We start from the raw sequence: 23,804 nt of genomic DNA on the forward strand, positions 1-23,804 counted from the left end.
CTATTTGTGCGTCACTATCGGTGTGCATGATGGTGCACTCAACGCGGGCGCGGCTCCAAGGATACCCGGCATCATTTGTGACTGGCAGTCAAAAATACGACCCTTTTCCGTGGTGGCCCGATAGGTCAGTTTTTGGCTACCTAACATATCGGGCTGACTGCCATTAACATTCGTGACTGTAATTTCGTCAGATGAACCCAGTCCCAGCATTTTAGCGGTGTCAGCCTGTAACAAAGGGATGGCTTGATCGGTTTTTAAGGTTGAACACCCTGAAAGCGTTAACGCGATAGCTAAAACAATAATTGCCTTATTCATAAGCTTCCTAATATAAATTAAAAGTACTTGTTAAGAGATTATGCTTAATATTCACTCGGAGAATTCATTTTGTCGCGACATAAAAATTAGTGTTTTAGATACCCCTCCCGTTATAGTAGTTTTGAAATAGATACCATCACGAGCCAGATATTTACTGATATGTCATTGTAAATGTTGCACTCGCATTTGCTTTCCCTGCGGTGATATCTGCAGCTGTCTGAATATATTGCGCCTGTAAAGGCACCGAAAATGCCCCTTCCGCGCTGGTTGTCCCGATACGTTTCATCTGGCCAAACTGCACTGGGACTCCCTGAGACAATATCTGCAGACCAATCCCGCTTGCTGTCTGTCCTCCGGCATTATCGAGCTTCAGTATGCCATTCGCGCTGTTTTCAGCTCCTGCCGAGCCGGGATCGATTGTGACATTTACGTTAGTCGATGCATCACAATTAAGGTCAATTTTGAAATCCGTTTTACCCGCAATACCGCTGTTTTTACGAAAATCTGTCGCGCTGGCTGGGTTCATGTTGACCTGAATGTTGCTATTAACGACTGAACACGCCACGGTGGTAACTTTGGAGGAGGTTAAATTTGTGGTAAATACCGGACCTTCCCCATTCGTAAAGCCTCGTATGAGTATTTCACCGCTCTTAATTGATCCACTCTCCGTTTTGCCTATTTTCACGAGCTCTATGGAGTTGCTTTGATATCCCCATGAAAAGCGAGCACACCAGCGATAAGTCGTATCAGCAGCACTGCACCAGCTGCCTGATGTTCTTGGCATGCGGTTGTTATTCATAGCTCTTACTCGAATAGCTAATCCGTTTATGCCCGTCTGGAAGAGTTCCTCCCCATTAAACATGACGCGAGTATATTCAGCCCCAACGTCTATCGAGGGATAATATCCACCCGTCCGCGGACAGTCGGCGACATTGCCGTGACTTAAATAGCGCTGCCAAAGGTTTATCGAGCCAAGCACGGTTCCTATAGGGGCATCTCGCTGAATAATAATGTCGCCGAAGCTGACGGTCTCTGAACCCTCGGTGTTAGATCCAACAAAATGACAATTCACAAGTGCAAAACTGTTAAAACTCAACAATGTGAGTACCGACGCCAGAGCTAACTTTAAAATGTTTTTATTTACTCGATTCATTTTCACTATTCCGTTCGTTTATCTACACACTGCGGCTATGTCAATCAGTGATTTTTTAATATCAGGCAATTCAAATTTAGCCGCACATTGTCTGGATAATTCATTACCCCACTTGACGTTCAGCGTATTTTTATTCGTTAAACCACTCAGATAGACTTGCCCCTGATCGCCAACAATTGCGGCCTCGTTACTTTCAGACCCGTAGCTTACCGTGGCGCCGAACGGAACAAATGTACCGTCAGCTTTTTTTAGCGTCACCAGAGCACGCTGGCCCACTTTGGCACTGAAGGTCGCTCGTACCACAGCGCCGCGCGTTGGAACAACGTTACGGCTTGTTACCTCCACATCCACATCTTCCGGCATGCTTTCCGTACTCAACGCCAGCTCGTTATTTCTGAATGGACTCACAAACGGAACCAGCGCATATCCGCGGTAGTCCGTTTTTACGCCCTGCTGGTTATTTACCCTCAGGCCCGAGGCACCAGGAACTTTAATCAGTGCAAGCGTTTCTCCCCCACTTTGGCCGGCGGTTATTCCGTCTTCATGGATAAGAAGCGTGCCTTGCGCCCCATAATTTAATATTTGCCCCTGAGCACTGTAGCTGTAGGCTCCATTCACCTCACCATAGGTGCCCTTGTAGTTAGCCCGGCTGTAACCGGTATTTCCCTGCCCTTTACTGCCGTAACCTTCTGCTACGGACCAGCTGAGGCTATCGCCTTCCAGGGCGGTACCGCTTAACGATACATTCTGGTTCGTCCCGCCAGTACGGTTATTGCTAAAGTTGTAGCCTGCATATGCTGTTGTCGAGAAGAGACTCAATGGCATACTCAGCGTAAAGGCGACGAGCCGATCAGAAGTCTGCTGCCGGGAAGTATTCACATCCTTATTCAGAGAGTAATTCAGGCTGTAGCCAACGCCTCTGAAACTATTCGAATACCCCAGGGTCCATGAGTCGGTTTTTCTGTTATTCCCCCAGTAATCCTGACGGACTATCGATGCAGATAAATACCCTGCGTTATCACCAAGATTTTGAGTTAATGTGAGCTCGGCCCTGTTGCGCTTGCGCTCCTGGTAAAAGAATTCGTTTCTATTATTCCGCATTTCAAATGCATCATTAAGGGTATAAAAATCGGATGTCGAATAGCGATATCCTGCAATAGCGATATTGGTGCCAGTGGTTGCCATACTTTTACTGTATCTGGCACGTACAGACTGACCTTTTTCTGTCTTTCCATCATTTTTTGAATTCGAAGAATGAGTAATATCGGTAGAGAACGCGCCTAAATTACCCAGATTTTTCCCGATTCCCAAAGATGACGAACGGTAATGACTGGCTAGCTGTACACCACCATAAACAGTGAAACCTGCAGGTAGACCATAGATTAAGGTGCTCTGCCAAACTGGATCATCTTCAGCGTTATTGTCATAGCTACGGTAGTGCCCCACGCTGAAGGCATACCGCAAATTGCCCGTACGTTGAAGAATAGGCAGGGAAGCAAATGGAACAATCTGGTACTGTTCGCTCCCGTCACTTTCTTTTATCGTTACGCTTAAATCACCACTTCCACCCGTTGGATAGAGGTCTTTAATTTCAAACGGCCCGGCGGGCAAAAATGCCTGGTAAATGACAAAACCGTTTTGCCGGATTGTCACTTCAGCATTGTCGCCTCGTGCTATGCCTCGAACGACTGGCGCATATCCGCGAAGGCTTTCAGGGAGCATTTCGTCATCGGAAGCCAGCTGCACGCCTCTTATTGATACGCTATCAAAAATCTCGCCAGGCGTACTGCTATCGCCCAGCGTCAGCTGCCCTTTTACTGATGAAATGCCCCTCTGCGCGTAGGTATAGGCACTGTCCCAACGACCGGTACCGTGGGTATCCCGCACGTAGTTTGAATAATTACGCAGGCGCCATGCCCCGAGGTTTACCCCAGGACGAAGGCTTAAATATTGTGACGAGCCACCCTCGTCATTGTCGGTATAAGTGTGGCTCGATGTCACATTGTAATTGATAATTGCCGCGGTAAGCCCGTCGTCCCATTTATCGGGGGGCACATAGCCGCGAACCGCGCTGACAAGGGATGCCTGCGGTACGCTGATCTTTAAGGCCTGTGCCTTAAAATCAAGTGAAGCCGTCGCTTCAGGAATCTCTCCCAGGTCGACACAGCTACTCTGAGCGGTTTCCAGATTGCTGAAGGAGTCAGTACGTACACCGTATCGTTTCAACATCTCAACTGTCAGGCATGGGGACAATTCCGTCTTACCGTTGAGCCTGATTTTTTTAAAAGCAATTGACGACGTATCAACATAACTGTCGTTCACATAAATATCGACATAATACTCACCCTCTGCCTGACCACCGCTTTCAAATTGGGTTAAGTCTGGAGTGTCTCCGGTATCGTTTACACGCTCAAGCAAAGCCGGATTAAAATAATCAGAACCGTACGCACCGGACATTAAAGGTGTCAAGACCAGCATAAGCGCAACGCGCCCATAGTTAAGCTTAAATTTTTGTGGTGGCATACTTTTCATCATTATTTTAAAACCTGTCATTTAATAGCTGGCACTGAAAACCTGTCCGGGCACGCCGAAATCGTTAAATACTTTCCATTCTATTTTTCCGCCTGTGGGTACTGACCCGAGGGAGAAAGTCTTGCTGGATTTAGGCGCAACATATGTCACGTTATTAAGTTCAACACCATTCAACGCTACTGAAGCGAAATTCATATAGAAAGCACTGTCGTTATTCACCGTCAGGCTGTTGCCTGTTTTCTGCCATTTAAGCCGGGAGGCGAAATCTTCCGGGCTATTCTTTTTCAGGCTGTCAGGTCTGTAAATAAGTTTAATTCGCGTTTTAACGGCTAATTGCAGCTGATTCTCTCCACCCGATGGGTTGGCAGAAGGGATCGCTTTTACATTTAACCAAAAAAGCGTCTCTCGGTCGGACTGCAGCGGTGAGCCACGAAATAAAATACGCAATGCATTATTTTGCTGCGCATCCAGACGAAATAATGGTGGAGTGACTGCAAATGTTTTATCTGGGCTACCTGTCTCCGTCTCCGTCCAGGACTGAACAAGAAACGCTTTATCGTCAGGATTGCGTAACTGTATGGAGGCTTCTTTCTCTTTTTCGTTATAAATAACACGCGTTCCGCCAATCTGGACGCCCGCAATGGCGTCAAGAGATGAAAACGCTACTGCTGCCAGCAGCAGGGACTGGGTTATTTTTTTCATTATATTCTCGCGATTGAGGTCATGAGGGTACTGCTGCACGTTAAGAACGCGCAGCAGTATGCGAAGAATCAGTTGTACACGACGGTGAAGTTAGCCGTGGAGTTTGCATCACCCGCAGTCACGGTACTGGAGGTAGAAACATATGCTGCGCTGAAATTGAGTGTTGCATTACCAGAGTTGATCGCAACAGGTTTCGAATCGGTGAAGAGCGGCAGAACAGAGCCATCTGCATCACGTAACTGGATGCCCACACCCGTTGCTTTTGTTGGCGTATCGGTTAACGCCAGAACAGCTGGGTTACCGCCGTCCGGTGTACCGTCAAATTTCACCGCAATATTACTGTGTGTAGCAGGACAGTTGCTCAGAACAACGCTAAAACCAGTGGCGGCCGACGGATTGCCTGAAGCAAACGAACTGCTGCTAATCGTGCCCAGTTTCACCGTCTGGGTTTTAGATGCGGTTGAGATATCACAGGTATCATCGGTGATATTACCGTTGAAGTTAATCGTACCATCAGCTGCGTGAGATGATGCTACGAACAGTGAGCTAATAATTGCGAAGGCCAGGATGTTGGTTTTCATATTTTTTTCCAGATAAAAGTTTAACGGCTACATAGCGATATATCTCTTAAGAGATACCTTCTTTTTAATCCCTGCATGCCATCATTAATACGGCAATACTCAGAATAATTATCCCGCGATTCATACTCGGGATGACGCTTATAGTGCCAGCAGTACTAATCTGGATCATTCAGATGGAGGCGGTAAACCTGTAGTCTGCGACCTCCTGTTTTGTAGTCCTTTTCCTCAGCAAAAACGAAAAAGTAGGACAGTACGCCAGCATCCGGTAAGTTATGTAGAATTTTGACTACACAATTCGACGTGCAATCTGATTTCATTCTTTTATTTCTAACTCTATTCTGTGGTTTTTGGAGTTCAGAAATGATCAGCGTCTATACCAACGATCTTGTTTTTTACTACGGAATAACACAGCTTTTAAAACCTGTCGTAACAGACATACAACGTTCACCTGCAAACTGTACTGACGTCTCTTCTTCCGAGATAAAAATATCTCTTTTCATTGTCGATATGCATGGTTTAACCTTCACTCTGGAGGAGATGCTCCTGGCCCTGGAGAATATAAAAGAACAACAGCCTTCTGCCAAAGTATTGCTGATTGCCACACGAATTAATAAGGTGACGTATAATACGTTATGTAAGTTTAACAAGGAGATTTCAGTTGTGTCGGCGAGAAGTTTTTTTGAATATTGCATGCTTAAATTTTCACAAACCCACAAGACATCCCCATCAAACATCATAGGTAATGAACGTGCAGCTTTGACAAAAAGAGAAATACAGGTATTGAAATATATTGCAACAGGAAATCCTCTTAAAAGAATCAGTAGTGCAACAAACCTTAATGAAAAAACCATCAGCTACTATAAGTGTTCAATCATGAGAAAATATGGATGCAATAACATGCTAGAGCTTAAAAAGGTCATGGAAGAACTCGGTTATTATTCATTCTAGTAAAAGGGGGCCTGGCCCCCTACCTTACTTATGGTTTTCTAACCAATGTTCAATGCAGCTGTTAAGTTGCTTAACTTCTCTTTCTACACTCTGCCATGTCATTGTTAATTGATGGAGGTTCGGCGTAACATCCAAACATAGCGTTTCTAAACTTCTGCAGTGCTTCTCGGCACTGCGAGCGCCGATAATTTGTGCTGCGCCTGAAATTCTATGGATACACTTAGCGAGTTCAGGCCAGTCCTCTAGCTGGTATAAATCCTCCGCTAAAAGGAGATCCTCCTGGTTACTTTTAAGAGTCACAGACAAGAGCTCTGATAACATTCCGTTATCATTGTGAGTCAAAACAGATAAATCACTTAAGCTGAGCAAATCACTTAACTGAACTGAACAATCAGATTCACTCCCTAACCGGTCGGCGACAGTATTTAAAATCGCCTGGAGTTGAGGAAGCTGAAGCGGCTTAAAGAGACAATCATCCATTCCGGCCTGTAGACACTTATTGCGCTCTTCCGGCCAGGCATTAGCCGTGAGCCCAAGAATAGTAACATGCCTGGTCTGATGCTGACGGATATGTTTCGTTAGTGCTAAACCGTCCATACCCGGCATACTACAATCGGTGATAATCGCATCAAATTCCTGAGCTTGCCATATTTCCCACGCCTCATTGCCCTCTTTTGCCTCAGTAACCTGATGGCCAAGATGTAAAAGCTGATGTTTTAACAACATTCTGTTCGCTGGGTGATCGTCGACGGCAAGAATACGCAATGTCCTGTGAGGAGCATTATTCTCTGGTTCAATTTGGGTATCCGGCTCTCTGCGTTCCATATGACTATCAGCAGGGATCTCAAAAGTAACCGTTGTGCCTTTGCCCAGCTCACTTTTCATCCTGATATCGCCCCCCATCATTCTTACAAGCTGCAAGCAAATTGCCAGCCCAAGACCTGAGCCACTTTGCGTTCGTCCTGCGCGGGCCTGGACCCAGGGGTCAAAAATATCTGCCTGCTCTTCCTTAGAAATCCCTTTTCCGGTATCGCTTACGCTGACGCTCAATATGATATTTCCGTCGTTTCTGCTGTAATTGATGTCCAGATCTACCTCAACATGGCCCTGCTCAGTGAATTTTATGGCGTTGCTGACCAGGTTGGATAAAACCTGCCTGAAGCGTAATGGGTCAAGAAAAACTTCATATGGCATAACACCGGGCAACATGCTTTTGAGCTGGAGGTTTTTTTGTCTGGCAAGTCCCTCAAAGACGCGAACAATGGGAGGTAGCAAGTCGCTTGTTCTGACCCATTCAGGAGCCAGCTCCAGCCGACCGGACTCAATACGAGCCATATCCAGGATATCACCAATAAGACCCATAAGGTTTTTCGCTGATTCCCATGCAACTCTGATTGTGTCCTCTTTATCCGCTTCTGTTTGGGTTGTTTTTACAGCTAACTCGAGGAGACCAATAATCGCACTGACCGGGGTCCGAATTTCATGGCTCATCGTGGCCAGGAAGGTGCTTTTTGCACGGTTCGCCTGTTCAGCTCTCTCACGGGCGTCTTTCAGCGCGCCATTCAGTTCTTCCTGTTCGGTCATATCCATCCACGTACATATAAAACCGCCCGGGAGACCTAACCCATCAGTAAATGTCACCGCGTAATGGAGGACACTTCTGTTTTTCTCACCGTCAAAGACTTGCTCATAGCCGATGTAAGGATGCATGGTATCACCCGATTCAGTTATGTTTTGCGTGACGTTGATCCACAGTGCATGCATTGGATGCGGCTCTTCGTACAATCCTTTTTGTAATAGCGCGTGACTGGAGCCAGAGAAAAACGCCTCGAAAGAGGGATTGCACAAGCGCAGGTTGCCATCAAGATCGGTAACATAGACAGGGAGAGGCAACGTATTGATAAGTGTTTCATTAAATCGTAACTGATCCTGTAGCCCTGTTTGCGCTTTTTTCCTGGCGGAAATCTCCTTGCGCATATAATAGACCCACAAAAGTGAGGTTAATACAATGATCCCCGCGACGCCTGACACGAGCCAGAATTGCGTTCGGTAGAGCTCCCATGTGTTCAGTCGAACATCGGGACGAATCTGCCATTTTTTAATTATGTCGCTGATGTCAGAAGGAGAAATACTCTCAAGGGCTTTATTCAGTATCCTGAGCAGCTCAGGCTGATTACGCGCAACCGCAAAGCTGATTTCACCATCCGGAGCATCAATGCTTTCCGCTATCTTTAACTTACCCTGAAAATAACGGTTAATCATATAGCTTGCGCCATAAAGTGTATGAACGGCAACGTCAGCGTTACCTTCAACAACGTTTTGCATCGCGACACTCGCATTCGGTGTCTCTATCAACTGAGTAGCTGGATGTTCTGCCGTAAATTTTTCCGCAAGTGGGTTATCTTTTACAAGGGCGACACGAAGATCGGTTTTTTCCTTGAGGTTTTCGGTCTCTCCCTCCCGCGTGACAGTAACGAAAGGAGATTTAAAATAAGGGCGGGTAAAAAAGAATGCATCATTGCGTTTATCGCTATGGCTCAACGCGCCGATGAATAACGCTTCACCCTGATCTAATTGCTGCTGCATCGCCTTCAATGATTTTGCAGGCACAGGGATAAACTCAATACCGGTGCGTTGACTAATCAATTTCAAAATATCAGCAGTAACGCCGTAAAAATTGCCATTAGCATCCGTCATTGTAAAAGGCGCATAAAACGCGTTTACTGAAACTTTTACCGCGCGGTGACGATCGATCCATTTGCGTTCCCGCTCATTAAAAATAACGGAGTTACCCAGACTCCATATATCCGAGCCCTCACTCCATTGCTGCATAATGACTTTTGACTGTGCCAGAGGAATTGCATTGAGGCCTTCGTTCAGCGTTCTTAACAGAATCTCATCTTCACGCCTTACAACAAAGCGGCTTCCTGTATCTCGTTCAGGATATACCCCCTGAAATTCCAGGTAATTGGTGAAGTTTCGATCGAGTAAGTATGACGTTGTTACCAGATTGCCGATGAAAAAATCATTTTTATTAAATGCAACTGATGCAAGTGCCTGCTCATCAGTGTCAAAATGCATAATCCTGACGCCAGGGAAATTTTCATTAATCCATTCGTCATCCACATACCATTTTGCAATCGCCAGTCTCATGCCGGGTTGATAGGTGAAGTTTTTCCCCGAAGAGATCTTCTGGTGAACTAAGACGGGATGATCAGGGATAAAACGCTCGGTATAGCTGAGTTCACCGCTAAAAGGTGGGGTTTTACCGGAGGAGTCCACCATCAGATCAACATCGCGATTGCGGAGCGCATTTAAGGCGCTTTCACGGCTTGGGAAGTCCTTTACCTCAACTTTCACACCAAGATAGCTTGAGACCAGCATCAGATAGTCTGCGGTCATACCTTCAAACTTACCGTCCTGAGTAAACATATCCAGAGGCGGAATCTCGGGTCGCCATACTGCCACCGTAAGCACTCTTTTTTTACCCAGCCAACGCCAGTCTTCATCACTGAGGTTAAACGCACGAGGATCGTAGGTTTCTCTGCTTAGCATTTGAAGCGGCTGAACGGTATCCGTCCCAGCAGCATGCGCGCCAAAAGAAGCAATTAAGGCAATTGCTAAAAAGATAAAAGGTTTCACTATTTAGTCCAGATTATGTCGGCGAGCGAAATCAATAAGTTCAAGGGTTGTTTTCAGCTCAAGCTTAGAGAGAATTCGGGTTTTATAGGTGCTTACCGTTTTGTTGCTAATATGCATTTTTTCAGCAATCTCTATAACTTTGTCACCACGTGCGATGTTTTGAAGAACCTGTAGCTCTCGATTAGAGAGTGATTTGATAATTGCGACTTCAGCAGTCGGAAGCCTGGTTTGTCCGGAGTCCTTACGATTCAGAGGGAAATAACCATAACCTCGAAGCACGGCCCGAACGGCATCACCAAGCTCCTCCAGGTTATTTTTTTTACCAATAAAACCATCTGCTCCCGTACTCATGCAACGACTAAGGTAATGTTCATCATCGCGGGCAGTAAGAACGAGGATACCCCCGCTGTAATCGTTCGCCCTGAGTTTTCCGATGAGCTCAATACCGCCCAATCCCGGCATATCGAGATCAACAACAATCATATCGGGTTTTAACTCTCTGATTAGCCGCAGAGCTTCATATCCCTCCCCGGCTTCTGCAACGATGTTATACCCGTCTTTTTCCAAAAGCATGCGAACAGCCAGACGTGCTACTGGATGATCGTCAATAATTAAAATGTTAGCCATAGCCGTCCCGAAGTCAGATCGCGAAGTTTGGTAAAATGATATTAACCAATTGTAGTTTAAGCACAATCAGACTGGCTGTACTATTTTCAAAAAATGTAGTCCATGGACTACAAGTCGCCTGACTACATCCTACAGGTAGCAATCCGATGCCATGAGGATAAGTAGGCGTTTACGTATCGCTGGGACAAGCGTGACGCATATCATAAGTGGAAGACAACAGACGTGAGCGTACTTTCCGCCTAAATGTGTCGGCATGATACGCAATTGACGGAGGTAAAACTGCATTTTCGGTCGAATGGTTTAACTTTACCTGCCCTGTATGTCGTCTTTTTCATACAAAGCATGTTATGGGGTCTCATATCCTTATAAAGTTTGATTTGGCAAACTGTTTCTGGATACTTTAAAATAGAAGTCGAGACTATGATTAATGAAACTGGCCAAATTATTTTCTTAAATATTATCATTATATCAGCTATATATTTGTTGCTAACTGCCATAAAATTGTTACGAAACAGGCATTTATATAAAAGCTCCATAAAGCATGAAATACTTAAAGGAATAAGAAATGGAGAGTTTTATGTTCATTATCAACCCGTATTTGAGACAAATTCTGGATCTTGCTGCGGAGCAGAGGCCTTAATGCGCTGGCGCCGTGTTGACGGCAAGTCCATACCTCCTTCGATTTTCATTCCTGAAGCAGAGAAAGAGGGTATTATCATACAGTTGACTCAGCATCTTTTCAGTCTCATTGCAGATGATCTTAAAGAATGGGAAATATCAGCACCGTTTCATTTAGGAGTGAACATTTCTGGTGCACACTTGATTGATGAGAAATTCACTACTGATATCATTAGCTTTTTCGAGACACTTGATGATTCATTTAAGTTGGTTCTTGAAATTACTGAACACAGTGCAGTACAGAAAACAGAATTAGTATATCAAAGGCTGAATGCACTTCGTCATAAGGGATGCTATGTGGCTATAGATGACTTTGGAACGGGATACAGTTCGCTGGGACTGCTTCAAACCCTACCGGTCGACTATCTCAAAATTGATAAAATGTTTATAGATTGCGTCAGATTAGAAAATATGGACACTGATATTTTGGAATGCATTATTAGTCTCTGCAAAAAACTGGGCATTTACGCTATTGCCGAAGGCGTTACCGATGACTACCAAGCTGATTGGCTCAAAAGTCAGCAGGTCAATTTTACTCAAGGTTTTTACTATTCAATACCTAAAAATGCATTGAATTTTATTGAATGGTATTATGATTTTAATAAAAATATTAATTTCCGGTCGGTAATGCAATCGAAATAATGCTTAGAGAACATAAAATTTGTAGATAACAAAACGTTAGTTTATTGATGCACATCAATAATTCGAGTTCAGCCTACGGGTGGTTTATACAAACCCGGAAACCATAGAAAAGTGCTGCAGCATTTTCTTGTGAGTTCAACGGTACACCGCAACGCTTTACATTGGTTGAACTCTCTCCAGCTATCGCAACAGGCACATAAATTAAAACGACCAAATAGCATTAAAACAGCCTCAAAAGCTGTTGTTCGGGGTTGGTTCTTGAAGTTAATTTGTGACGTAAGCATTTTTAATGACAAAAAATCATAAACATCAATCAATTATACGCACTATTGTCTATGAACTAGATTTTAGAACAACATAAGTAAAATTGCATTCATGGGTCAATTCTCCATGGTGCTCTCATGCAGCAACAGAATTCAGGACGTTGGTGTCCTCCCTTCTCGATAAAATCCACCGTCGATCACAAACCTTTTGTGAGAAAAACTCACATTACCCATCTGGCGTTCTACTCAGGTTGGCCAAACGCATTTATCGCTGCTCCTGTTGTCGGAGAGGTATCGACTGGTTAAAGACCAATATCACATCACCTTTACGTGTCGAGGAGTTGGCAAGCCGCGTGCAAATGAGCACGCCCTCTTTCCACCAACATTTCAGAAAGCTTGTGGGAATGAGCCAGCTCCGCTATCAGAAATGGCTGCGCCTCAATGAAGCCTGGAGACTAATGCTGAATGAGCATTACGATGTCACCACAGCGGCCTATGCTGACGGTTACGAAAGCTTATCCCATTTCAGTTGGGAATATACGCGGATGTTCGGTCAATCACCTAAGAGGATATTACGGTGCTGAGAAAGTCTGACGCTAAGCTTTAATACACCCTGGTATCGTTTACATTTAAGTCAAGCAATATCATTTGATCACCGAGTTAACGCTGCTATTATCTAAGTCTTAATGTTCGAATCATAAATTTTTTCAATAAATTACCCTGCTAATTAATAGTCCTCACGGAATGAAGGAGCTTCCTCGATGAACTTACCCGGTCAGCAGTCGCCTGACAGCACCCTTCCCTCATATGATCTCTCGCGAAGCCTTGGCCTACAGGCCGGTGCAGATATCGATTTTAAAAAGCTGGCCGCGCAGCTCGACTGCTCGCGTAATTTTTACAATGTCGGCATCATTTTTGATGATGGCAAGCAACGCTGGCTGGTTCGCCCGTCTCGACGCATTGCTGATGTGAATCAGAGCACCGTCAGCCATGTAGTCATCAGTAAAATTCCAGATGCTAAGGAAATCAGTGCAGAAAAAGCTGTGGTTGCGACGCTAACTACTCCGTCACTTGCTACGGAAATTACCTCGACCGGTTTTGCCTGTGGCGCGATGATTGTTACGCTTGTCATGGCGTTTGGTGCCGGTGCGGCAGTACCGTTTACCGCTGGCGGGTCTGGTGTGATTGCGGCGATTAGCCTGTCCGGTACGCTGGCTACGGGAGCGCAATGCATGATTGGCGCGGGCCGTCTGCTGGCTATCCATAACGACCATGGTTCCGACGTTGCATGGCTTGACAGCCAGGACTGGTACGTTGCTACCACGACAGTTCTGGATGTTATTTCGCTTGCTGCGGCAGGAACCGCGCTAAGAGGTACTTTAGAAACGTACAAGCTGATGAAAGCGGCGTCTTCAAGTAAAGTTACCGCCTGGTTCCAGAGCCTGAGCCGTGCCGAGCGTAAGCGCATCACGGAAGAGATCATTAAAGCGCAGAATCCAGGTATCTCCAGTGCCGGGGTAAAGGCCGCGATCCGCGCAGGTGTTTATCCGAAACGTTTCCCAAGCGAATCGTTACAAAAATCACTGCAGCGCGAGCTGATGAGTGCGGTCAACAACGCATCGGCCTTTGTGGGGAGCTCACTCACTGGGACTATCCGCAATCCGCAAAATACCGTCCAGTCAGGACGCTATGTGGTTGGTGTGCTGCAATCATTTTTACCTAACTGAACGCTGAGTATTCAAATGTTTAAAGTTTTAACCCGTCGCCTGCAACACTGTAACGAGGTGGCTACCAGCATAAGCAATACCTCCCCGACACAGCTGCAACAGCTAAAGACTCAGTTGGCTGAAGAAATGGGCAAACCTGTGGGTCTACACACCATGGGTATTCCGGCGGCAATCAGTACTCTCGGGGTAATTGTTAGCTTCGCGATTCCTCAGCTGTGGTTGGGCTATGGCGTATTCGCCGCACTCGGCCAGCCAGCCGAACGCGTATTCGTGTGGATTGTGCTGATCGCCCTACTGTTCGCAGGCGTCAACGGCGTGACGATGTTTATGATTGGCAAAGGAAGCATGCGCGCCGTGCGGTTACATCTTACGCTAGCGGTGATAAGTCTGGTATTAACGGCAGCCTATCTGCTGGCCGCACTGAGCGGTAGCGCTGCTCCGGGCGTCAGTCTGGCCGCTGCGATGGTGAGTACCGTCATGCTGGGGCTTAGCGGCAGCTGCATCTTCTCTACCGCTTTCTATAAGATGCTGCTATTTACTCTGCATAACAGAGCCTGGCGCAAACTGATCAGCAAGGCGCGCTAAGCATTCATCACGTAAAAACCCGCCGCTAACGGCGGTTTTTTTATGGTTTTTTAAGCCTGCGCAACCAAATCAACTTATACGCCGCAGGGATAATAAACAGCGATAGCAGCGGAGCCGTGATCATGCCGCCAATCATTGGCGCCGCGATCCGGCTCATGACTTCTGATCCGGCACCGGTTCCCCAGAGAATGGGCAGCAGACCGGCAATAATCACCGCGACGGTCATCGCCTTTGGCCGCACGCGCAGCACGGCGCCATGATAAAGGGCGTCATCAAGTCCCCGTTCAGTGAATGTTTCCCGGCGGGACAACGCCGGATGTTCTTCAACGGCATGACGCAAATACATCAGCATGACCACCCCAAATTCTGCCGCCACCCCGGCCAGAGCGATAAAGCCGGTGCCGGTTGCCACAGACATATGGAAGCCCTGCCAGTACAGGAACCATATCCCCCCGACCAGGGCGAACGGCAGGCTCATCAGGATCAGCAACGCTTCATCCACGCGACGGAATGCCAGATAGAGCAGAATGAAAATGATCATCACCGTCATCGGTACCATTAACTTCAGTTTCTTGTTGGCGTGCTCGAGCAGTTCGAACTGTCCGGAGAATGACACGCTGGTACCCGGTCTCAGCTTTACGTTCTGACTGATGGCCGTTTTAATGTCGTTCACTACGGACACCATATCCCTGCCACGGGCATCAATATAAATCCAGCTTGCAGGTCGGGCATTCTCCGTTTTTAGCATCGTGGGGCCGGAAACCACGTTGATATCCGCCACATCACCCAGCGTGATCTGCTGTTTCATCGGCGTCAGGATCGGCATCTGCTTCAACGCGTTCGGGCTGTTCCGGTAGTCCTGAGGATAACGAATATTAATCGGGTAGCGGGCGACGCCTTCCACCGTTTCTCCCACCGTCGCGCCGCCGATGGCCGAGGAGACGAACAGCTGCACGTCGCCCACCGTCATCCCGTAGCGGGAGGCTTTTTCCCGGTTGATATCAACATCAATGTAGCGCCCGCCTTCCAGACGTTCAGCCAGGGCTGACACCACGCCCGGCACCGTTTTAGCTACCGCTTCAATGCTCTGCGCCGTGGCGTCGATATCAGCCAGAACGGTACCTGACACCTTGATGCCAATGGGGCTTTTAATGCCGGTCGAAAGCATATCGATGCGGTTGCGGATGGGCGGAACCCAGAGATTCGCCAGGCCAGGCAAACGAACGGTCTTATCGAGTTCGTCAACGATCTTGTCAATCGTCATTCCGGGTCGCCACTCATTCTCAGGCTTAAGCTGAATGGTGGTTTCCACCATTTCAAGCGGTGCGGAGTCCGTGGCCGTTTCGGCTTTACCGGTCTTGCCGAAGACAGAGGCCACTTCAGGGACGGTTTTTATTAACTTGTCCGTGGTCTGTAACAATGCCGCCGCTTCTGCCGGTGAGACGCCGGGCAACGTCGACGGCATATACAGCAGGTCACCTTCATTTATCTTTGGCAGGAACTCGCCACCCACCTGGCTCAGGGGCCAGATCACCGTAAAGATGGATAAGGTCGCAACCAGCAGGGTGGTTTTAGGCCAGTGGAGCACCCGAATCAGAAGCGGATGATAGGCGTTAATCAACAGTCTGTTCAGAGGATTACGGGTCTCTGCGGGGATTTTACCCCGGATCCAGAATCCCATCAGAATGGGGATCACGATGATGGCCAGCGCGGCCGCCCCTGCCATAGCGTACGTTTTGGTGAAGGCCAGCGGACCAAACAGCCGCCCTTCCTGCCCCTCGAGGGTAAAGATGGGAATGAACGACAAGGTGATGATCAGCAGGCTGATAAACAGCGCGGGGCCAACCTCTACAGAGGCGTTGGTGATCACCTTCCAGCGGGTGGCGTTATCAATCGGCTCCCCCGGGTGGCGGTGGTCCCACTCTTCCAGCCGTTTATGCGCATTTTCAATCATCACGATGGCGGCATCCACCATCGCGCCGACGGCAATGGCAATGCCTCCCAGCGACATGATATTAGCGTTCAGCCCCTGGAAATGCATAACGATAAAGGCAATACACAGGCCAAGCGGCAGAGAGATAATTGCCACCAGCGCCGAGCGAATGTGCCAGAGGAACAGCGCGCAGACGATGGCCACCACGATAAGCTCTTCGAGAAGCTTGCCGCTCAGGTTATCAATGGCCCGGTCGATGAGCTGGCTGCGATCGTAGGTAGTCACAATCTCAACGCCTTCCGGCAGGCTGGCCTTCAGCGTCTCCAGCTTGTCTTTCACCGCCGTTATGACCTCGCGCGCGTTTTTGCCTGAGCGCAGGATCACCACCCCACCAGCAACTTCCCCCTGCCCGTTCTGCTCGGCAATACCGCGCCGCATTTCCGGCCCGGTTTGTACGCGGGCAACATCACGCAGGTAAATCGGCACGCCGTTCTCACCGGTTTTCAGGACGATGTGATTGAAATCATCAATGGTCTGCAGATAGCCGCTGGCCCGGACCATATATTCCGCTTCCGCGAGTTCTACGGACGATCCCCCCGCTTCCTGATTAGACGATTCAAGGGCCTGCTTAACCTCCGGCAGGCTGACGCCGAACTGCGCCAGCTTTAACGGGTCAACCTGAATCTGATACTGCTTCACCACGCCGCCGACGGAGGCCACCTCGGCCACGTTCGGGATAGTTTTTAGCTCAAACTTCAGGAACCAGTCCTGCAATGATCGCAGCTCGGCGAGATCGTGTTTTCCGCTGCGGTCCACCAGCGCATACTCAAATATCCAGCCTACGCCCGTGGCGTCCGGGCCGATTTCTGAGCTCACGCCGGCAGGGAGTTTGCCCTGTACCTGATTCAGGTACTCCAGCACGCGCGAACGGGCCCAGTACAAATCGGTGCCATCTTCAAAAATGACATAGACATACGAATCACCAAACTGCGAAAAACCGCGCACGGTCTTTGCGCCGGGAACCGAGAGCATGGTGGTGGTGAGTGGATAGGTCACCTGGTTTTCAACAATCTGCGGGGCCTGGCCGGGATAGCGGGTTTTGATAATCACCTGCACGTCAGACAGATCGGGTAAGGCATCGACCGGCGTGTTAATAATCGTCCATGTGCCCCAGACGGTGAGGAACAGCGCCCCCATCATGACCAGGAAACGATTGGCCACTGACCGTCGGATAATCCATTCAATCATCATCGTCTCCTTAATGGCCAGAATGCGCGTCTTCAGTTGTTTCAGCGTGGCGCATGCGGTCCAACGCACCGGTAATATTGGCCTCCGAGTCAATCAGGAACAGACCGCTGACCACCACCGACTCCCCCTCCTCCAGTCCGCTACCAATGCCGGACTGCTGCTGAGATTCATGCAGAACGCGGATCCTTTTCGGTACAAAATTCCCGTTCGCATCAACGGTAATAACGCGCTGCTCTTTGCCGATATCAATAACGGCCAGGGAGGGGATCAGCAGCATTTCCTGACTTTGGGTGTTCAGCTTCAGGTACGCGTTCATGCCAGGTTTCAGCAGCTCATCCTTGTTGGAGACCTGCAGGCGCACCTGCAGCGTACGGGTGGTTGGATCCACGCTCGGCAGAAGACTCCATTTTTCAACCGGGAAGGATTTATCCGGCCAGGCCGGTATCGAAACAGCAAACTGCGAGGTATCTTTCAGCAGATAAGCAATGGACTCAGGGACCGCAGCACCGATCCAGACCGGATCCATCCCCTGAATTTGTGCCACGACCTTATCTTTCGAAATATTCATCCCGGTACGGAGGTCAAAGGCCGTAATCACCCCGTCGATCGGCGCCCTGATGGTAAACCGGGTCTGGATCGCTCGGGTCGCACGCAGCCGCTGAATATCCTCATCCGGCATACCCGCCAGCCGAAGCCGTTCCAGAACCCCTTTAATCTGCGTGGGCGTTCCGCCGGTGCCGGAGAGCAACAGGAACTCGCTCTGCGCCTCTACCCAGTCCGGAATGGTGATATCAATCAGCGGCGTGCCTTTCTTCACCTTATCGCCGATCGTCAGCGGGTAGACTTTCTCAACGAACCCTTCCGCGCGCGCCTGCACAATGACAAACTGATAGTCGTTATAGCTGACGTTGGCCGGGATCGTCTGGGCATAATTCAGCGTTCCACGCGTCACTTTTTGCGTTTTTAATCCTAAATTCTGTACCTGCGTCGGATCGATACGGATACCGCCACCGGTTTTATCGTTATTTTCGTCCGCATATTTCGGGACCAGATCCATATCCATAAACGGTGATTTACCGGGCTTATCGAATTTCACGTCTGGCTTCATCGGGTCATACCAGAAAAGTACCCTTCTTTCAGAGACGCTATTTACTGTTTTTTCAGATGAATGAAACGCCTGCAAAGCCGTCACCGATATCAGCCCTCCCGCAATAAGGCTGCTGACTATCATGGCAGCATATTTTATTTTGAATGAGGCCATGCCGTTTCTCGCTATTTAATGCTCTTCAGTAAAGAGATATTGCCCTGCTGAACAAATGAAAAATCAACATGACTGCCGACTTTCAATGCATTGATACTCTCGTCAGACTGAATAAAGGTGAAACGCATGGTCATCGCGGGCCAGCCAATCGCCTGGATCGCTTCATGAGAAATCGTCACTTTTTTATTCGTGAGATCAACATCCTTCACGATGCCGGTCCCGGTGATGAGCTGCTCTGAGGTCGCTTCGCTGGTAGAGTTCATCCCCTCGTGCTGATGAACCTCAGCCTGGAGGCTGGCAGAAAACATAATAATTGCACCAAATACAACAGCCTTAAGAGAATTGCGCATGCTTATTTTCCTGTTTAATTAAATGAGGTTATTCGACCCAACCGCCGCCCAGCGCGGTGAAGAGATTAATTTCATTAACCTGTCGGGCATAAATAAGGTCGAGAATATTTTGCTGTGTAGCGAAAAGAGAACGTTCCGCGTCCAGAACTTCGATATAGCTGACTGCACCGCTGGAATATAACCCTCCTGCACGTTGAAGAGTAATGCGGAGGGAATCAAGGTACCGCTGCTGCGCAGCAAGCTGCTGGTTGATGCTGTCCCGCAGCGCGAGCGCGTCGGCAACCTGTTTGAATGCAGCCTGTATTTTTTGTTCGTAATTCACGACCGACTGCTGCTGGCGAATTTCGGCCAGCTTCAGGTTTGCCTTATTCCTGCCCGCATTAAAAATGGGTATGTCTATTTTAGGGATAAAATTCCACATCCCGCTGCCCGCGGTAAACAGGCTGGATAATTCCGGACTGCCAGTTGAAAGCCCGCTGGTTAATGATATTGACGGGAAAAAGGCCGCACGCGCGGCGCCGATATTCGCATCGGCCGCTTTAAGCTGATACTCCGCTTCCAAAATGTCCGGGCGCTGCAGCAGTATCGCTGAGGAGAGATGAGGCGGCAGTTTTACCGGCGCAACGTCGCTGGCGTTCATGCCGCTCTCGCCCGGGAGCGCGCGATACGTGCCGAGGACCAGCTGCAGGGCATGATTGGCCTGCGCCAGCTCTCCCTCTCTTTTGGCAATCTCTGCCTGCGTGCTTTCGATCTGTCCCCGGGCCTGTTCCAGCGCCAGGACGTTCGTACTGCCCGTCACCAGCTGTTGCTCAACGAACGCATAAGACTGCCGGTAATTTTTCAGCGTATCCCGCGCGATACGCAGCTGTTTAAACGCCAGCTGCTGGTTGAAATAACTCTGTGAAACGTTAGAGACGAGCAGGATATGCACCGCGCGACGGGCCTCTTCGCTGGCGAAATAGCTTTGTCGGCCGGCCTCGCTCATGTTCTTCAGCTTGCCGAAGAAGTCGAGTTCATAGCTAAGCTCAAAACCCGCGTCGTACTGTTGAGAGGTCGGTTTGTCACTTTTCAACCCACCGCTGTAGGTGATACCCGAGGAGGCATTCAGCTGAGGATAACGATCCGCATCCGTCACGCTGAACTGCGCCCGCGCCTCTTCAACCTTCAGAGCGGCCATTTTTACATCGCGATTATTGTTCAGCGCTTCCGTAATCAGCCCGGCTACCTGCGGGTCGACGAAAAAGTTGCGCCACCCGGTATCCTGATACCCCACCACCGCAGGCGTCAGGCCGTTGCGCGAAAGTGAAAACTGCTGGGGTACCGGTGATGCCGGGCGCTGGTATTCGGGGGCCAGCGAGACGCAGCCCGCCAGGATAAATACCGTACTGATGCTGAGTCGTTTTAACAGGAACATAGCGGTTCAAATGAAGTCCAGAGTATTTTTAGGGCTACTCTACTGAACGCTTCCTGTTTGACGGGTGACGGGATAATGACAATGTTGTCATTTTTAACGTAAGTCATTGTGAACGGTTGCGGGCTCCATAGAATGTCATCAGCAGCCAGTCAGGGGAGCAAGATGAAAATACTGATCGTTGAAGATGAAATGAAAACCGGCGAGTACCTCAGCAAGGGGCTCACTGAAGCGGGGTTTGTCGTGGACCACGCTGTTAATGGCCTCAACGGCTACCATCTCGCCATGACCGCTGAATACGATCTGCTGATTCTGGATATCATGCTGCCCGATGTGAACGGCTGGGACATTGTCCGCATGCTCCGCTCTGCCGGCAAAGGGATGCCCATACTACTTCTGACGGCTCTCGGTACGATTGAACACCGGGTTAAGGGGCTTGAGCTGGGCGCGGATGACTATCTGATTAAGCCTTTCGCCTTTGCCGAGCTGCTCGCCCGGGTCAGGACGCTGTTGAGGCGCGGAAATACGGTGATCGCCGAAAGCCAGCTTCAGGTGGCTGACCTGACGGTTGACCTTGTGTCGAGAAAGGTCAGCCGAGCCGGAAGCCGCATCCTGTTAACCAGCAAAGAGTTCAGCCTGCTGGAGTTTTTCATGCGTCATCAGGGAGAGGTGCTTCCTCGTTCACTGATTGCCTCCCAGGTATGGGACATGAATTTTGACAGCGACACAAACGCGATTGACGTGGCGGTAAAACGGCTTCGCGCGAAAATCGATAACGATTTTGAACCGAAGCTGATCCAGACGGTGCGCGGCGTGGGTTATATGCTGGAGGTGCCGGATGCGCGTTAAGCCCCTCCGACGCCCGTTCTCGCTTGCGCTGCGGCTGACCTTTTTTATCAGCCTCTCCACGATACTGGCCTTTTTCGCCTTTACCTGGTTTATGCTGCATTCCGTCGAGAAGCACTTCGCCGAGCAGGATATCAGCGACCTGCAGCAAATCAGCACCGCGATGCACCGCATCCTGCAGTCACCGGCCGATCCTGACCAAAAGAAAATCAGCAAGATCAAAGAGTCGATCGCCAGCTACCGCAACGTGGCCGTCCTGCTTCTGGATCCGCAGGGCAATACTCTGTTCAGCTCGGCGCAAGGAGCGGCACTGCGCCCGGCGATGAACACGGCGAACTTTAGCGAACACCGTCGTGCACAGGATGTGTTTCTCTGGACGGTAGAAGACCCGGCCAACCCCATGCACGCCGGGTCCGACATGAAAATGGAAACGTACCGGATTATCGCCTCCTCAGGCACGGCGACGCTGCAGGGCAAAACGCAGGGCTACGTGATGCTGATCGGGCTCTCCATTAATTTTCATCTGCACTACCTTGAGGCGCTGAAAAAAAACCTTCTGGCGATTGCCGCCGTTATCAGCCTGCTGATTATTCTTGTCATCCGCATCGCCGTGCGCCAGGGACATTTGCCCCTGCGTAACGTCAGTAACGCCATTAAAAACATCACCTCCGAAAATCTTGACGCGCGGCTGGAGCCGTCCCGCGTCCCCGTTGAGCTGGAGCAGCTGGTCATCTCCTTCAACCAGATGATCGAAAAGATTGAAGATGTTTTTACCCGTCAGGCTAACTTTTCCGCCGACATCGCGCATGAAATCAGAACCCCCATCACCAACCTGGTGACGCAAACGGAAATCGCGCTGAGCCAGAACCGTTCTCAGAAGGAGCTGGAAGATGTGTTGTACTCCAGCCTCGAAGAGTACAGCCGGATGACCCGCATGGTCAGCGACATGCTGTTCCTTGCGCAGGCGGATAATAATCAGCTTATCCCGGATCGGGTGGTGTTTGATTTAAGCGCCGAGGTCATGAAGGTGTTTGATTTCTTCGAAGCCTGGGCGGAAGAACGCCACATCGCGCTGAAATTTAACGGGATGCCCTGCCTGATAGAAGGCGATCCGCAGATGTTCAGAAGAGCAATCAATAATCTGCTCTCCAACGCCCTGCGCTATACGCCGGAAGGGAAAACGGTAACGGTCTCCATCATAAAACGGGATAACGATGTTGAGCTGGTGACAGAAAACCCCGGTACGCCGATCCCGCAGGCGCATCTGTCGAAGCTGTTTGACCGTTTTTATCGCGTCGATCCGTCCAGGCAGCGTAAAGGCGAAGGCAGCGGAATTGGGCTTGCCATCGTAAAGTCCATCGTCACGGCGCACCACGGAAAAGTCCGCGTGGAATCGGATGCGGTGTCGACGCGCTTCATTCTCACCGTGCCAGGGAAAATGCTCTGAGCGTCAGCAAACCGCGCGGCACACCTCAAGGACCTTTTCCCTGAGCCAGCGATGCGCCGGGTCCCGTTCCATGCGCGGATGCCACATCTGTGACACCGTAATGGTCCTGGTCTTAAAGGGCAGTTCAAAGATATGTACGCGCTCGGTCATCTCCTGATTGAGCAGGTACAACGCAGGCACCATGGCAATCAGATCGGAGGCCAGCGCCACGGATAACGCCGTCGGAAAGCCGGGCACCACGCTGGCGATCTTGCGTTTCATCCCCTTTTCTGCCAGCGCGTCATCGACAGACCCATGCAACGATCCGTTCGGAGAGGCCACCACATGGCCCCAGGCGACATAATCGTCAAGGCTGACATCATGCCGTAATGACAGCGGATGCCCCTTGCGCACCGCGCCAACAAACCGATCCTGAAAGAGCCTTTGCAGCCGTATTTCAGGCCCCATATTGTTCTGCACGCCAATCTCCAGATCGACAAGCCCCTCGCGCAAATAGCGCGACGTTTTTTCAGGTTTCGGCGAAAAACGAATACATACGTCGGGCGCCACCTCCGCCACCGCCGCAATAAGTAGTGGCCCAAATGCCACCACAAAACCGTCGTTGGCCCGGATGGTGAACAACCGCTCGAGATTTTCCACCTTCAGCGTGTCGGTGGAGGGCTGCAGAACCGCCCTTGCCTCGTAGACGGCGCTTCTGGCGCGGTCCCGGGTAGCTTCGGCCCAGGGCGTCAGCACCATATGACGTCCGGCCCGTACCAGAATAGGATCGCCGGTCACCTCCCGCAGCCGGCTCAAGGTGCGGCTCATGGCGGAGGTGCTCAGGTTCAAACGTCGCGCCGCGCCCGCAACGCTGGCTTCTGCCAGCAAAACGTCGAGCGCAACCAGAAGGTTAAAATCAGGATCGGACACGGTG

Annotated in this window: 18 protein-coding genes and 1 pseudogene; 7 read left to right on the forward strand and 12 right to left on the reverse strand. The window is 49.6% G+C overall.

Translation table 11 applies throughout. The features are described 5' to 3' along the window. The 5 genes from ACW9E7_RS09530 to ACW9E7_RS09550 form a co-directional block, all read right to left on the reverse strand. On the reverse strand, window positions 1–315 hold the full coding sequence (locus tag ACW9E7_RS09530) for a hypothetical protein (protein WP_458727658.1): 315 nt from the start codon (window positions 313–315) through the stop codon (window positions 1–3). Window positions 316–466: 151 nt separating this feature from the next. After that, window positions 467–1,468 (reverse strand): fimbrial protein, encoded by a 1,002-nt coding sequence (locus ACW9E7_RS09535; RefSeq protein WP_458727659.1) that lies wholly within the window; start codon window positions 1,466–1,468, stop codon window positions 467–469. 18 nt (window positions 1,469–1,486) lie between these two features. Further along, window positions 1,487–4,021 carry a fimbria/pilus outer membrane usher protein gene (locus tag ACW9E7_RS09540; protein ID WP_458727660.1) on the reverse strand — a complete coding sequence of 845 codons (2,535 nt, stop codon included), beginning with the start codon at window positions 4,019–4,021 and terminating at the stop codon, window positions 1,487–1,489. Beyond that, complete coding sequence (locus ACW9E7_RS09545; RefSeq protein ID WP_458727661.1) at window positions 4,022–4,702, reverse strand: fimbrial biogenesis chaperone; 681 nt, start codon at window positions 4,700–4,702, stop codon at window positions 4,022–4,024. 68 nt (window positions 4,703–4,770) lie between these two features. Continuing rightward, the gene (locus ACW9E7_RS09550; protein WP_165556744.1) at window positions 4,771–5,283 is read right to left on the reverse strand and encodes a fimbrial protein; all 513 of its coding nucleotides are present in this window, start codon (window positions 5,281–5,283) and stop codon (window positions 4,771–4,773) included. 360 nt (window positions 5,284–5,643) lie between these two features. On the opposite strand from ACW9E7_RS09550, the gene ACW9E7_RS09555 reads away from it, so the two are divergent. Next, window positions 5,644–6,231, forward strand: coding sequence for a LuxR C-terminal-related transcriptional regulator (locus tag ACW9E7_RS09555; protein ID WP_458727662.1), 588 nt, complete (start codon window positions 5,644–5,646; stop codon window positions 6,229–6,231). A gap of 24 nt (window positions 6,232–6,255) precedes the next feature. Here ACW9E7_RS09555 and ACW9E7_RS09560 read toward each other — a convergent pair whose 3' ends face one another. Together ACW9E7_RS09560 and ACW9E7_RS09565 are read right to left on the reverse strand one after the other, a co-directional pair. Further along, on the reverse strand, window positions 6,256–9,873 hold the full coding sequence (locus ACW9E7_RS09560) for a transporter substrate-binding domain-containing protein (protein ID WP_458727663.1): 3,618 nt from the start codon (window positions 9,871–9,873) through the stop codon (window positions 6,256–6,258). A 3-nt stretch (window positions 9,874–9,876) separates the two neighbouring features. Next, the gene (locus ACW9E7_RS09565) at window positions 9,877–10,500 is read right to left on the reverse strand and encodes a response regulator (RefSeq protein ID WP_458727664.1); all 624 of its coding nucleotides are present in this window, start codon (window positions 10,498–10,500) and stop codon (window positions 9,877–9,879) included. 420 nt (window positions 10,501–10,920) lie between these two features. Here ACW9E7_RS09565 and ACW9E7_RS09570 point away from each other — a divergent pair, with 420 nt between their 5' ends. From ACW9E7_RS09570 to ACW9E7_RS09585, 4 genes and pseudogenes are all read left to right on the forward strand, one after another. Continuing rightward, complete coding sequence (locus tag ACW9E7_RS09570) at window positions 10,921–11,820, forward strand: EAL domain-containing protein (protein ID WP_458727665.1); 900 nt, start codon at window positions 10,921–10,923, stop codon at window positions 11,818–11,820. 550 nt (window positions 11,821–12,370) lie between these two features. Continuing rightward, window positions 12,371–12,690: pseudogene (locus tag ACW9E7_RS09575) on the forward strand (helix-turn-helix domain-containing protein); the annotation flags it as partial. A 154-nt stretch (window positions 12,691–12,844) separates the two neighbouring features. Next, window positions 12,845–13,810, forward strand: a complete 966-nt coding sequence (locus ACW9E7_RS09580; protein WP_111963557.1) for a hypothetical protein — start codon at window positions 12,845–12,847, stop codon at window positions 13,808–13,810. A gap of 15 nt (window positions 13,811–13,825) precedes the next feature. Further along, window positions 13,826–14,395: a hypothetical protein gene (locus tag ACW9E7_RS09585; RefSeq protein WP_136194875.1), complete on the forward strand. Its 570-nt coding sequence runs from the start codon at window positions 13,826–13,828 to the stop codon at window positions 14,393–14,395. 40 nt (window positions 14,396–14,435) lie between these two features. On the opposite strand, the gene silA is transcribed toward ACW9E7_RS09585, so the two are convergent. From silA to ACW9E7_RS09605, 4 genes are read right to left on the reverse strand one after another with little or no spacing between them, the layout of a single operon-like run. After that, complete coding sequence (gene silA / locus ACW9E7_RS09590) at window positions 14,436–17,576, reverse strand: Cu(+)/Ag(+) efflux RND transporter permease subunit SilA (protein ID WP_458728385.1); 3,141 nt, start codon at window positions 17,574–17,576, stop codon at window positions 14,436–14,438. Between the two features lie 10 nt (window positions 17,577–17,586). Beyond that, window positions 17,587–18,837, reverse strand: coding sequence for an efflux RND transporter periplasmic adaptor subunit (locus ACW9E7_RS09595; protein WP_458727666.1), 1,251 nt, complete (start codon window positions 18,835–18,837; stop codon window positions 17,587–17,589). Window positions 18,838–18,848: 11 nt separating this feature from the next. Further along, on the reverse strand, window positions 18,849–19,187 hold the full coding sequence (gene cusF / locus ACW9E7_RS09600; RefSeq protein ID WP_458727667.1) for a cation efflux system protein CusF: 339 nt from the start codon (window positions 19,185–19,187) through the stop codon (window positions 18,849–18,851). 28 nt (window positions 19,188–19,215) lie between these two features. Further along, window positions 19,216–20,601 (reverse strand): efflux transporter outer membrane subunit, encoded by a 1,386-nt coding sequence (locus ACW9E7_RS09605; RefSeq protein WP_458727668.1) that lies wholly within the window; start codon window positions 20,599–20,601, stop codon window positions 19,216–19,218. A gap of 162 nt (window positions 20,602–20,763) precedes the next feature. On the opposite strand from ACW9E7_RS09605, the gene ACW9E7_RS09610 reads away from it, so the two are divergent. Together ACW9E7_RS09610 and ACW9E7_RS09615 are read left to right on the forward strand one after the other, a co-directional pair. Then, window positions 20,764–21,447 (forward strand): copper/silver response regulator transcription factor, encoded by a 684-nt coding sequence (locus ACW9E7_RS09610; protein ID WP_111963563.1) that lies wholly within the window; start codon window positions 20,764–20,766, stop codon window positions 21,445–21,447. Beyond that, the gene (locus ACW9E7_RS09615; RefSeq protein ID WP_458727669.1) at window positions 21,437–22,891 is read left to right on the forward strand and encodes a Cu(+)/Ag(+) sensor histidine kinase; all 1,455 of its coding nucleotides are present in this window, start codon (window positions 21,437–21,439) and stop codon (window positions 22,889–22,891) included. The genes ACW9E7_RS09610 and ACW9E7_RS09615 overlap by 11 nt, the downstream gene beginning before the upstream one ends. A gap of 3 nt (window positions 22,892–22,894) precedes the next feature. Here the strand turns inward: ACW9E7_RS09615 and ACW9E7_RS09620 are convergent, their stop codons facing one another. Continuing rightward, a complete protein-coding gene (locus ACW9E7_RS09620) occupies window positions 22,895–23,800 on the reverse strand; it encodes a LysR family transcriptional regulator (protein ID WP_458727670.1) in 906 nt (301 codons plus the stop codon). Between the last annotated feature and the right edge of the window lie 4 nt (window positions 23,801–23,804).

The sequence above is a fragment of the Enterobacter sp. H2G27 genome (assembly GCF_054403075.1).

Coding starts and splice junctions, on each gene's coding strand:
- silA (WP_458728385.1), bottom strand. CDS start 17,576: ATGATTGAATGGATTATCCGACGGTCAGTGGCCAATCGTTTCCTGGTC.
- ACW9E7_RS09530 (WP_458727658.1), bottom strand. CDS start 315: ATGAATAAGGCAATTATTGTTTTAGCTATCGCGTTAACGCTTTCAGGG.
- ACW9E7_RS09565 (WP_458727664.1), bottom strand. CDS start 10,500: ATGGCTAACATTTTAATTATTGACGATCATCCAGTAGCACGTCTGGCT.
- ACW9E7_RS09605 (WP_458727668.1), bottom strand. CDS start 20,601: ATGTTCCTGTTAAAACGACTCAGCATCAGTACGGTATTTATCCTGGCG.
- ACW9E7_RS09595 (WP_458727666.1), bottom strand. CDS start 18,837: ATGGCCTCATTCAAAATAAAATATGCTGCCATGATAGTCAGCAGCCTT.
- ACW9E7_RS09555 (WP_458727662.1), top strand. CDS start 5,644: ATGATCAGCGTCTATACCAACGATCTTGTTTTTTACTACGGAATAACA.
- cusF (WP_458727667.1), bottom strand. CDS start 19,187: ATGCGCAATTCTCTTAAGGCTGTTGTATTTGGTGCAATTATTATGTTT.
- ACW9E7_RS09540 (WP_458727660.1), bottom strand. CDS start 4,021: ATGACAGGTTTTAAAATAATGATGAAAAGTATGCCACCACAAAAATTT.
- ACW9E7_RS09545 (WP_458727661.1), bottom strand. CDS start 4,702: ATGAAAAAAATAACCCAGTCCCTGCTGCTGGCAGCAGTAGCGTTTTCA.
- ACW9E7_RS09535 (WP_458727659.1), bottom strand. CDS start 1,468: ATGAATCGAGTAAATAAAAACATTTTAAAGTTAGCTCTGGCGTCGGTA.
- ACW9E7_RS09580 (WP_111963557.1), top strand. CDS start 12,845: ATGAACTTACCCGGTCAGCAGTCGCCTGACAGCACCCTTCCCTCATAT.
- ACW9E7_RS09570 (WP_458727665.1), top strand. CDS start 10,921: ATGATTAATGAAACTGGCCAAATTATTTTCTTAAATATTATCATTATA.
- ACW9E7_RS09615 (WP_458727669.1), top strand. CDS start 21,437: ATGCGCGTTAAGCCCCTCCGACGCCCGTTCTCGCTTGCGCTGCGGCTG.
- ACW9E7_RS09550 (WP_165556744.1), bottom strand. CDS start 5,283: ATGAAAACCAACATCCTGGCCTTCGCAATTATTAGCTCACTGTTCGTA.
- ACW9E7_RS09610 (WP_111963563.1), top strand. CDS start 20,764: ATGAAAATACTGATCGTTGAAGATGAAATGAAAACCGGCGAGTACCTC.
- ACW9E7_RS09585 (WP_136194875.1), top strand. CDS start 13,826: ATGTTTAAAGTTTTAACCCGTCGCCTGCAACACTGTAACGAGGTGGCT.